The sequence below is a fragment of the Pedobacter kyonggii genome (genome assembly GCF_004310665.1).
Taxonomy (GTDB): domain Bacteria; phylum Bacteroidota; class Bacteroidia; order Sphingobacteriales; family Sphingobacteriaceae; genus Pedobacter; species Pedobacter kyonggii.
On sequence record NZ_SIXF01000001.1, the window covers coordinates 71,395 to 83,881 of the forward strand.

At 39.4% G+C, this 12,487-nt stretch carries 6 protein-coding genes; all 6 read right to left on the reverse strand.

Annotated elements, in window-relative coordinates:
• Positions 1-638: 638 nt before the first annotated feature.
• Positions 639-2,198, reverse strand: a complete 1,560-nt coding sequence (locus EYS08_RS00330) for a S10 family peptidase (RefSeq protein WP_131027886.1) — start codon at positions 2,196-2,198, stop codon at positions 639-641.
• Positions 2,199-2,482: 284 nt separating this feature from the next.
• Positions 2,483-4,822, reverse strand: a complete 2,340-nt coding sequence (locus EYS08_RS00335) for a family 20 glycosylhydrolase (RefSeq protein ID WP_131027887.1) — start codon at positions 4,820-4,822, stop codon at positions 2,483-2,485.
• 228 nt (positions 4,823-5,050) lie between these two features.
• Complete coding sequence (locus tag EYS08_RS00340) at positions 5,051-6,631, reverse strand: SusD/RagB family nutrient-binding outer membrane lipoprotein (RefSeq protein ID WP_131027888.1); 1,581 nt, start codon at positions 6,629-6,631, stop codon at positions 5,051-5,053.
• A gap of 19 nt (positions 6,632-6,650) precedes the next feature.
• Positions 6,651-9,926 (reverse strand): SusC/RagA family TonB-linked outer membrane protein, encoded by a 3,276-nt coding sequence (locus EYS08_RS00345; protein WP_244215814.1) that lies wholly within the window; start codon positions 9,924-9,926, stop codon positions 6,651-6,653.
• A 186-nt stretch (positions 9,927-10,112) separates the two neighbouring features.
• Positions 10,113-11,180, reverse strand: a complete 1,068-nt coding sequence (locus EYS08_RS00350) for a FecR family protein (protein WP_131027890.1) — start codon at positions 11,178-11,180, stop codon at positions 10,113-10,115.
• 727 nt (positions 11,181-11,907) lie between these two features.
• Positions 11,908-12,468: an RNA polymerase sigma factor gene (locus EYS08_RS00355; protein WP_131027891.1), complete on the reverse strand. Its 561-nt coding sequence runs from the start codon at positions 12,466-12,468 to the stop codon at positions 11,908-11,910.
• Positions 12,469-12,487: the final 19 nt, after the last annotated feature.

A 12,487-nucleotide genomic window follows, 5' to 3' on the forward strand; every position in this document is an offset into this window, starting at 1 on the left:
ATCCTTACGATCAGGTTTATATTATTTTGGCTTATGCAGCTATGCCGGGTTTCCATGCTCCCGCCCTTACCTACCTAGCCCTGATTGTAATGGAAAGCACACAAGCGAGGCACGAGTGCGGACTTGCAATGCAAAGCAGGACGAACAATAATACTTATGCTGCCCCTGCGCTACAAAAGTTGAAAAGCGTTTACAAAAAAATAGCGAATGCGCGTATCATCCTTTCAGCCATGAAAAGATGATACGATTTGGAAAGCAATTCCTGTAGCTCGTCGATTAATTCAGCCCCGCCCCCGTTTCTGCTCCGATGAAAAATCGGGAGCATCCACTAAGGTCGGGTTTAGATACACCTGTTCTTGGAACTATGATGGGGATTCCGTGCCACTGCCCTAACCTACCTAGCCCTGATTGGAGCGACATACTTTTTTACAGCACTACCTTCAAATTGCTGTCATGCTGAGGCACGAAGCATCTCACCACGATGAAACAGATGCTTCGTGCCTCAGCATGACAATAAAAAAGATATAGCGTAAAGCAGGACGAACGATAATTATTGCACTGCAACTGCGCTCCAATAAACCTAAAGAGTTGACAGCTTTAACAGCAATGTGTACAGGAAAGTTGTCAACTCTAAAATCTTAGAACTTTGCGGCCACGCCTGCTTTTGGCAAGGCTTTTTTAATAAACTCACGAATGTGGTTATTGGCCATTTTCAGATCATCTTTACGCAAATACATCATGTGCCCACTCCGGTAACCTTCCCAGCTCATGCGGTCTTGCAGTTTACCTGCAGCATCTAACTGCCACATGCTGTATTTCGCATTGTAATAATCGCAGGCACCATCGTAATAACCTGATTGCACTAATAAGTGCAGATACGGGTTTTGTGCCATGGCCTGACGGAGGTTATCGCCAGTCTGATCGCCAGTTTTATCCCATGGGTAAACAGATCCGAACATATTGTACTTTAAATCAGTTTTATAGTTCAGTTCGTTACGGATGTACATATTAATGGCTGGCGTAAATGAATGCAACCAAGAGGTTAACTCTGCATTATAATCAGGCCCTTCGCCAGCACTCATTTTATCAATACCGCGATAACGCGAATCTAATCTACCTACGGTAAAGCCTTTATCTCTCAGCAGTTCTTTCCAAAAGAAATCAGTAGGTACATTGAGGTTGTAATCTAATATCACTTTTTCTGAAAGACCAGCGTAACGGGCCATTTTTGTGGCAATGGCTTTCTTTTTATCGGCACTTAACATCCCACCTTGCGAAATAGCAGGGATTAATTCATTAATGGTAAAACTTTCAACCTCAGGAAGCATGGCTGTTAAATCTTTGTCCTGTAAATCGGCAGCAAGTGCCTTATGGTACCAGGCAGTAGCTGCAAAATAGGGTAAACGCAGAGCCGCATCAACAGGGCCACTACGTTCAATACCAAGTTCTGTTGGCGAAACCAAAACCACACCGTTTAAGTACATCCATTGACTGTTCTGCAGCTCTAAAGCCAAACCCGAAACGCGTGTGGTACCATAACTCTCGCCAATTAAAAATTTTGGCGAGGCCCATCGGTTATTGCGGGTTACAAAAGTATTGATCCACTCGGCCAGGTATTTAATATCGGCACGTACACCAAAGAACTTATTGGTCGGAATATCTTTACTCACCGCCCTCGAATAGCCAGTATTAACGGGATCGATGTAAATAATATCGGCAACATCTAAAATAGAATATGGGTTTTCTTTATAACCATAGGGTTGAACAGGATAACCTTCGTCATCAATATTCAAAACTACGGGGCCAGTATAGGCAATGTGCATCCAAACTGAGGCAGAACCCGGACCGCCGTTAAAAGAGATTACTAAAGGGCGTTTATCGCGATTTTGTACATCACTGCGTTCGTAATAAGTATAAAACAAACCTGCAATTGGTTTTCCATCTTCATCCCAAACAGGCAGTGTACCTGTTGTAGCCTTATAGGGAACGGATTTACCATCAATATTTACAGTGTGATTGGTAACAACAGAACTTTCTACCTTAATGGTCCTTTCGTTTGCTGAAGATTTAGGTTCGTCTTTAACGGTAACCTGGGTAGTGTTTACGGTTTCTTTAGATTGGCTTTTTCTTGGTTCTTGTTGTGCATATGCAAAGATGCCCATGCTTAAAAATGTAGCGAGTATAAATCTGAATTTCATTGTTTTGGTTTGGTTTCTAAATATCAAACTATTGTAGCGTTAATCAAAAAGCGCATTAGAAATGTTACCATAAAAGAAAAGTCTTGACGCTTTGCCAAGACTTTAATTATTCATGTTACAACAGAATTTCTGATGAGTTTAAAATCGGCGCAAAACATAGCACAAACGTTTGCTTAAAATATTATTCAAAATACAGAGAACTAAAAAAGCCGACATTGCATATTGCGATGTCGGCTGGTAAAAACTGATTTAATCGAGACGGGTTATTGTTTAATTCTTTTTTATCATTTTAATGCCCGAATTTCTTCACCTGACAATACCTTGTTCCAAACTTGTAATTCGTCTAACTTTCCTTTAAATCCACCAACTGTTTGAAGTGGAAAAAACAAAGTTTCCGATTTACGCATTTTCGTTTTGTCTTTATCTGTAAACACGATCCAGTTATCGTACAATCGTTTTTCGAGTTTACCATTTACATAAAGGCTAGTACCTTTATTGGTTCCGGTTATGACAACGTGTGTCCAGCTATTTTCGGGCAAAGCATATCCAAAATCGATATCATAACCTTCTCTCGAAAACCCAAGTTTGCCTGTACCTGTTTGTTTTAATTTCACGGTAGCGTTAGGCGATTTGAATAACAGCGCACCATCCAAATTGTTATTGGCAGGGTTTACCCAAAAGGAAACAGTATAATTATAACCTATTTCAGTATATGGTAACCTGGCATAACTATCTTTTCCCGAAAATGATAAAGCATTCTTTGAATATCCTTCTATATAAGTTGCGCCAGTAGTTTTGATCTGATTGTCTTTTTCATCAAAGTTAAACCGGACTGTAAATGGCGCATCGTTTTTAGATAGCTTTCCGCTTATGTTTAATGAAGGGCCTTCACCTATCTTCTTGCTCAAAACGTTAAAATCGTCGAAGGTTAAAGTTGTATTGTTTCCTCCCCACATCTTTTGTGCTAATACCTGCATAGCAGGAAATACCCTGTCATGTACATCTTTTTCAGTAATTCCGTTGCCTACAATATCATTCCACACGGCAAAAGAGCCACCTAATATAGTAGGATCACCAGGCGTAAACTGAACATTTCCGATCATAGAAGGGGTCCATTTGTTATAAAGATTTTTAATGTTCAGGTAATCATAATAGTAGCCTGCTGCAGGTACAATATATAGCCATCCGTCAGGCGTACTGATTTGCTTATAGCCCAGTTTCTTCATTTCAACAGGGTTAGCATAACCGTTATACCAGGTATTCATCACCACATTTTCTACTTTTACAGGAGTGGTACCTTTTGCGTGTGTTAATGCTCCCCACAGCCTGACATCTTTTCCAAAACTTTCTACATATTTAATCATGCGATCGGTAAAAGCCCTGAAAACTTCTGCATCTTTTTTAGCATATTCATCTGTACCAATGTGAACCGCTTTACCCGTAAACACTGGTGTGTTACCAGAAATATATTCTTTAAATACATTTTCCATAACCGTATAACTAAGTGGATTATGGAGATCGAGGTGATCCATACCATATGCTTTACTGCCAATTTCGGGAACCACCTTGGTAAAGGCCAGCGCATGCGCCGGTGCATCAATTTCTGGAATAATACGAACAGCATAATTATCGGCTAACTGTTGTAGCGCAATAAATTCCTTTTTTGTATAAGAACCATCTTTTGCCGTCAGCCCTGGATAGCTTGCATTTTCCAAACGGAAAGCCGAATAGGTATCGGCCCAATTATCATTGAAGTATTTCTTAAAGCCATTATCATTCAGGTGAATCTGAAAATCGTTCAATTTGTAGTAAGACATGAATTTCACATAATCTCTTAAAAACTGTAGACTAAAGAACTTACGGCCAACATCGAGCACAAATCCGCGAACTTTAAATTCAGGATAATCTCTTGCCAGCCCTTTTGGAATGGAATTTTTCTGTTCCAGTAGTTGCAATAAAGTTCTGGTTCCCCAGAATAAACCCTGATATTTTATCGCACTAATGGTAACGTAATCCGCTGCATTAAAGTAGTATCCTTCTTCGCCAATGCTTTTATCTGTTGCACTTAGTGATAAAAAAATATCGCCTTTTTTAGCCTTACCTTTCACAATTAACAGGTTAAAACCCAACTGATCTTTCAGCTCTTGTTTTAAAATACCAGCAGCGCGCTGCAACTGTTTCTCATTCGCTGTATTTAAAACAATTCTGCTAACTGCAGTTAGAGAAAATTCACCCTTACCACCATGCCATTCGCGTAAAGCAGGAATTACAAAAGGCTGTGGGTTAACACCTCCGTCTGAAAATTTCCCAGGCACAACAACCTGTTTAGATACATCGTACTTTATGGAATCGCTTATCTGACTAATCAGTTCGAAATACAAGTTGACATTTGTTGCAACCAGCGGCGTGGTAATATCGCCAGATGGATTTACAATTGGTTCGTGATTACTTCCCTTGAATACCAAGGAATAACCTTTTGGACTTTCGGGAAAAATAATTTTCTTATCGCCAGCCTTTATTTCTTTAATGTTAGGCACTGATTGAATAACTGTGCTGTCGGTTTGACCGAATAAAAGGCCTTGAGTGACAATAACGAAACCAAGAGTAAATAGAATGCTTTTCATGTATAAATGATGAATTATTATAATTAGCGTTTAGCGTATTCCGTTAAGCACATTACAGTTTTAATACTGAAAATGATGCACTTATGAGTTAAAGATAAACTAAACTTCTTTATACGCTCAAGTAAGTTTTGCGCAAACGTTTGATGAAAATGCAAGAGCAAACAATGGAATAAAAAAGCCGACACTGCATAAGCAATGTCGGCTGGTAAAAAACCGGGATGACATCAGTTATTTATCCCACCAAACTTTTCCTACCAGCTTATCGCCTCCTGGAACAGCGGCCGACGCAGCTTTATAATTTACCGCATTAGTAACGCCTTCGAAAAGCGGATAAGGGAACCGACGTGGAATCGATCCACCCGTGTTGGTATTTGGATATACAATAGGCACTAGCGCAGGAATGCCCGTTCTTCTCCAGTTGGACCAGGCCTCATAAAAATCAAGCATGGTAATGGTATGCGCCCAATATTGTGTGCCGATCATCTCTAAACCATTGGCTGCTACATAAGGATGTGCGGTTAAATAAGCCGCGGCATCTGTTCCGCTTATAGTCATTGATGGATCATATTGAGAAAGATAAGTCATTGCAGAAGTTACCCCAGCATTGTAATGTGTAGCCGCTGAACCTCCAATGCCATAACGTTGTGCCGCCTCGGCCCATAGTAATTCAGTTTCGGCATAAGTAAGGATAAATGTATTACCATCTCTTTTTAACATGCCTGGATTTGGAGAGGAATAATCGGTAAAATCAGTGTAAGATGGATCTTGACGGACATCTCTTCCTGCAATACCACTTAAATCTTTACCATTTGGCATCCCTTTTTGTACCGCAGGATTTGTAACGAAAGCAGGGTTCTGATCCTTGGTTCCATCGGTTAAATATAACTTGGTTACCGCCACCTTACCTAAACGAGGGTCGTTATTTGTTTTTAGATAATTGATGAAGGTACTGCTCCATCTGGTGTAATAGTTCTCCTGGCCACCATCACCTAACAAAACCTGTGCATTTCTGTTCTGTGTTACACGGGCACCATTGGTATCGTGTTTAAACAAAGCATTATCTGCATCGCCAGTCATGGTTTTACCAACTGCTTTATTGATGTAGGTCTGCGCTAAAGTGGCATCGGCCTTAGTTAACCTCATGGCCATCCGCAGCATTAAACTATTTCCAAAACGTTTCCATTTTGCAATGTCGCCGGCAAAAACAAGATCACCTGTTACTTTATCACCACTGGCATTTAAGGCAGTACTAGCCTCATCAACCTCTTTTAGCAGATCGGTATAAATAGCTTGTTGTGCATCATATTTAGGATATAAGTTTGCAGTATAGTATCCTCTTCCTGCATCAAAATAAGGTATATCGCCATACAAATCTGTTAATCGCTCAAAAATAAGGGCTTTCCAGATTCTACCCATCTGATGAACGTTATTATATTGGGTTTTTCCTTTAGTAAACTCAACTAAATCGGCTGCGTACTTAACTTGATCAGGATAAGCTTTTTCCCAATAAGCTGCTGTATAACCTTCGTTAAGCATGTATTTATCACCTGCCCAATAACCAATTACGGATGACATGCCCTGCATCATGGTAGAAGCGTAGATTAAATTCCCCCGCCATGTTTCATAGGCAAAATCGATGCTCCCGGTATAATTTAACTGAGCCGTAGATAAAAGAAAGTTTGGATTGTATTGTTCTTGTCCAACTGATGTTGGATCTGTATTAATTTTTTCAAAGTCTTTTGTACAACCAGCTATCAGAGTTAATCCAGATAATAAAAGTGGCACGTATAATTTTATGATCGTTTTCATTTTCAATTCGTTTAAAGGATTATAACTTAACACTTAAATTTAAACCGTAGGTGCGCACTGGTGGCACTCCACCCAGCTCCATACCCGGAATGGTTGCATTATAGCTCGATTCGGGATCGATGTTGTCTGTTTTCTTCATCAGGATGAATAAATTACGGCCAACAAAACTCACATTTAAACCTTTAATCTTATTATTGAACATTTTTCCAGGGAAATTATAGCCCAGAATAACCTGTCTGAATTTGATAAAACTTGCATCCTGCACAAACTGTTTTGATACATTATTAGCAAAAGTGCTGTAATAATTTGCTGCGTTTATGCCTAAAGCATCACGATTTTCTAAAGTAGCCTGATGCAAACCAAATACATAACCATAATAATCAGTGGCAGAGAAAATTTTACCGCCCCATTTCCCATCAATCAGGAATGAAAAGTTAATGCCTTTATAGTTAAATTCGTTGTTCCAACCGGCAGTCCACTTATTGTAGGCCGAACCATAAGGTTTCAACTCTCCTCTTTCCGGAATACCATTGGTATCTTTTATAATATTACCATTAGCATCATATTTATAATCGTAAGCCATTACCTGTGCAATAGCCAATCCCTCCAGATTTTGTAAAAAGCCCACATTACTTCTTGAAGTTGCCAAAGGCTGTGAAGCCGTACCAGGGGCCAATGTAATTACCTTGTTATCGTTATAGGAGCCATTTAAGGTTGATGTCCAGCTGAAATCTTTATTCTTTAAAACAACACCCGATACTAAGGCTTCAACACCACGGTTTTGCAGCTTGCCAATATTTAAAAATGCCCCGTTATAACCTGTTGTGGTTGATGTAGGAACAGCAAGGATTTCATCTTTCGATTTTTTGTTGTACCAGGTAAAATCAACACTAAGTCGATCGCCAAAAAACCTCATCTCTGTACCAATTTCCAGCTCACTCGCACTTGAAGCTTTTAGTGTGGCGTTCGGGATTGCAGCATTCACAATATTTCCAAGTGAGCTACCATTAATGGTTTCACTGCGCAAATTGTAGTAAAGCTGTGTTTGAAAAGGACTAGTTGCCTGACCAACGTTCGCAAAACCTGCCCTTAATTTACCAAAACTCAAAAAAGATGGTTTCCATAACTCTGTAAAAACAAATGAACCGCTGATGGATGGATAAATTGTATTTAATTTATTATCTCTGCCGGGTGTAGCCAAGGTAGAAAACCAATCGTTACGTGCACTTCCTGTTAAATATAAAATATCTTTATAGGTTACTTCTAACGTTCCATAAACAGATTGGGTTTCCTGATCAGTCTGGTAAACGGCAACCGCTTTCCCTCCGGTATTAGCTAAATTATAAACACCAAAAATCTGGAAAGACCCACCGGTATTGGTGGTTCCAGCACCTTTGGTGCGGCGGTAACTTGCACCAAAATTAGGGGTAATTGAAAAATCATCAATTTTAAAAGATTTACCAATTAATGCATCTACATTGATATCGGAGAACTTACTGATCTGTTCGGTGTAACCTCCGTCGGCATCATAAGCGGTACCGGATGGGGTAACCGCAACGTAATTGTCGTTATAGGAATCTCTACCTGCACGCGCCTGTAAAAACAATCCGTTATCAAAAGTATATTTTGCACTAATAGAGCTTAATAAACGTTCTCTTTTGGTATTGTGAATAAAATCATAAGCAGCAAACCAAGGGTTGGTAGCATAGGTATTACCTGTATTGTACGATAGCTCAGTTTCATCGGGTTTTTTCCCAGGTTTTAATGTTTCAATATTTACACTGGTTGGTAAAAATGCCGCATTATAATTCGCATTACCTGCACCATCCGAAACCATTGGTCTATTTTTGGCCTGCTCTAAAATATAATTGAAACGAGCATCGATAACCAGGTTCTTAATTGGATCGAAAGTGCCCGACAGCGTAAAATTCTGTCTGTTTAAACCAGAGTTAGGCACAACCGATCTGTTGGTTAAATCGCTTGCCGATAAACGCATTACGCCACCAGTAAACGATTTGTTTAATGCCAGGGTATTGGTAAACGTTCCTCCCGTTCTATAAAAATCTTCAATGTTATCCTCTTGGGCAGAATAAGGTCTGCTTACCCCGTCAAACTGAACCACATTAGAACCATCCAATCTGGCGCCCCAGCTCGAACTTCCGGTAGAAGCAGCAGCTAGTTGTGTAGCTGGTTTCTGGCCGTTCACACCTTGTCCATATATATATTGCCAGTTGGTTCTATCCATCACCTGCTCGGCAACATAATTACTGCTAAACTCAATATTGTTCCCTTTTCCGCTTTTAGTGGTGATCAAAATTACGCCTGCTTTAGCTCTATTACCATACAGTGCTGAAGCTGCAGCACCTTTAAGTACCGAAATACTTTCAATATCATCAGGGTTTAAGTTGCTGATCGCATCTCCCAAATCTGGTGCATTATCGTATTGACCTCCATTATTGCCAATGCCAATTGTACTTCCAAAACCAACCGGTGCACTTTCCATTGGAATGCCATTTACAACATACAGCGGCTGACTTGATGGACCTAAACTGGAAACACCGCGAATAGTAACGTTGGTGGCTGCTCCGGCACCTCCAGAAGTACCGGCAATATCTAAACCTGCTACTTTACCCACTAAAGAGTTGGTAATATTATTTTCACGAGCCTGTGTTAGCGTTTCGCCGCCAATTTGCGTAACCGAATAACCTAAAGCTCTCCTTTCTTTTTTGATACCCAAAGCAGTAACCACCACATCGGTAAGCTGTTTGGTGTCTTCTGATAATACGATATCGATATTGGTCTGCGAACCGATAGCAATCTCCTTGGTTTGAAAACCAGCATAAGAAATTACCAGAATTGCATTTTCAGGCGCATTTAAAACGAATTTACCATTCACATCGGTAGAAGTACCAATGCCTGTTCCTTTAACCCTCACACTTGCGCCAGGCAAAACCCCTCCAAGGGCATCCTTAACGGTTCCCGAAATGGGGACTTCTTTATTTTTGCTAATTACAATTAAGCCACCATCCGAAACAGAATATTTCAGGTTGGTTCTGTTTAAAATGGCTGCCAATACATCAGTAACCAAGGTATTGGTGACAGTAATGCTTACATCCCTATTTACCGGAACGTAAGAAGAGCTGTAAACAAAATGGTAACTGCTTTGCTGCTCAATAATCTGTAATACCCTGGCCAGCTTTGTTTTCTTAACATCTAAAGAAATTTTTTCCTGAGAAAAAACCGATGCCGAAACATTAAGACAGGTAATGAAAACCATAATACAGGCTAGTTTCATTAGCATAATGAATTTTAGAAGCGCTTTATATTTTGGGCGCCCTTGCAGTAAGTAATAATAAATCATATTTTTGTTTTTTTGGTTGCATAAAGTTCTTGGCAGCAATCTGTTTGCGCATAAACTGCCATTAATTAATCAAAAGAGAAATTGTTAAGGGCGGTGCTCCAACACCGTCCTTTTTTCTTTCTATTTCGAGATGGTTACCTGTTTTCCTTTTATCTCATATTTAAAATTATTTTCAGTGTCTTTTAAAGCTTGTAAAACCTGTTCGATACTTTCGTTTGTTATGGTTGCTGTAAAGCGGTATTTTTCTATTGAAGGATCTGTAAATCTGATTTCTACGTTGTACCATTTTTCTAAAACATTCCTAATCTCATCAAAATCCTGATCGTATATTTCGATCCTGTTCTGTGTCCAGGCAGTTTCTACAATGGTGCTGTCTTTAATCTTTGTGTAATGGTTAATGGTAATTTCGGGCTGTAAAGCAGTAGGTTTAAGCAATTTGCTTTTTTGTTGCGGCGCAATGCTCTTATAAAAAGTAACTTTCTGACTTGGTTTTAAAGTAATGGTCCCACCGTTTCCATTTACGGCTTCCATGGTAATTAAGCCACGGATTAAAGTTGCTTCTGAAGTTGTTTCATCGGGATATGCTTTGACATTAAAAGCAGTACCCAGTACATTGATGTTAAAATCGGCTGTGTGCACTTTAAAAGGTTTATTTTTATCGTGAGCCACATCAAAAAAAGCCTCACCCTTTAAGGTAACCTCCCTAAATTGATCGTTAAAACCTTTGGTTACAGATAAAGAACTTTTTGCGTTTAATAGTACTGATGTTCCATCCTGAAGTTTAATTTTTTTACGTTCACCACTTTTTGTGGTAAAAGTATAAATCTCCCGTGCAGCATTTTGTGTATTGTTGTCCTTAAAGTATATGTTATAAACCAATACTGAGCCAAGCACTAAAACTAATGCTGCTGCTATTTTAAGCCACAAATAAGGGTTCAGTTTAACTACTTTTTCTTCCGGAAACATACTTTCCTTCAAACTTTCTGTCTGTTTATTTAATGGGCGTTTATTCCCGCTCAATATCACATAAAGTTTTTTTGCTTCTGCAATTACTGCAGCCTGCTCGGGGTGGGCATTAATGTACTTCTCCCAATATCCAATGCAAAGCTTATCGGTTCCAGCACAATACTGCTGAAAAGTACTATCGACAAGAAAATCTTCTGCATTGAATTTACTTCTATCAACCATTCTAATTTGCCTTTTACATATCAGTGCCCAAAAGCTTTACTTTTTCCTAAGGAAATTTTAACTTTTTTTTAACATGACAGAATATGTGCCCTGAATGAGGATATAATGAAGAAATTTAATTTGCAGGAATGCAGATTAAGAAATACAAAGGGGTTGATCCTCTCAAGATTCAAGTAGTTTTTATGGTTTTTTTTGGAAAGCAATTGCAGAAGCATTTGGGTTTGATAGTCCTGCTATCCGCTTTATTTCATATCGCTGCTATCAGGTTTAGGTGGCGCTGGCGGTATTACTGTTTGTGGTTGCAGGGCGCAGGACAGTTAAACCGCCAAGAACCACACACCTAATTTCCTAAACCCGGTAGTAACGAAAATCCTTTTTATTGCTTAAAACAATATTTAACTATAACGTTTATCTGCAATAAAAAGATTGGAGTGCATAACGGGACTACAGCACCCACAGAGACAATAATGTTCGTTTTCAAAATATAAAATCCATTAGCTCAAACTGGCAGACTGTGAGGATAGAAGACTTCAGAAGTTTTAAGTATTAATTTTTTGGGCGTTTTAACACGCTATCCGCTGTATCTTTTGGCTTTCCTTCGACAGGCTCAGGATGACACCAAAAGGATGCCGCTCCTATCGTTAACGCAGATTTTCTGCCCAAATCAGAAATTTATAAAAGGATTGAGCGTTAGGGAAACTTCGAAAGTTTTAAGACAGGTTATTTATCAAGATTTACGCATTAATTCTTTTCTCAGGATTTTTAGTGCGTCGTAAATGGTATTATAGGCCGTTTTAATGGTCTGATTACTTTGTTCGGCAATCTGCTCATAACTTAACCCATCAAAAAACTTTAAATGGATGAGCTGTTTTTGGCGAAAGGTTAATTTTTCTAACGCATTTTTGAGCTGATGTTGCACCAGTTCGTCACTTTGTACTTTAACAATAAATTCTTCGTAACTCATTTCCATCCAATCGCCATTGGCCCCCGCATTAAAAAGTGCATCGTTAATTTTACGCTTTCTTTCTAATATCCGGAGCAATTTCCGCTTAAGGAAGGTACGCAGATAGGCTTCAACATTATCAACCCGGGTTAGGCTTTCGTGTTTCTCCCAAATGGTGGTAAAAACAAGGTCGGTAGCTTCACTAGAAGTATCTGCATCGGCACAAACCCTGATCCCGAAATTTACGAGCGGGTAATAAAGTGCTGAATAGAGGTCAAAAAACGCATCTTTATCGCCAAGCCGTAACCGTTCCCATAATAAGTGATGCGCTAGTTTACTGTTCATTAACCTGTTAGTTGTTATC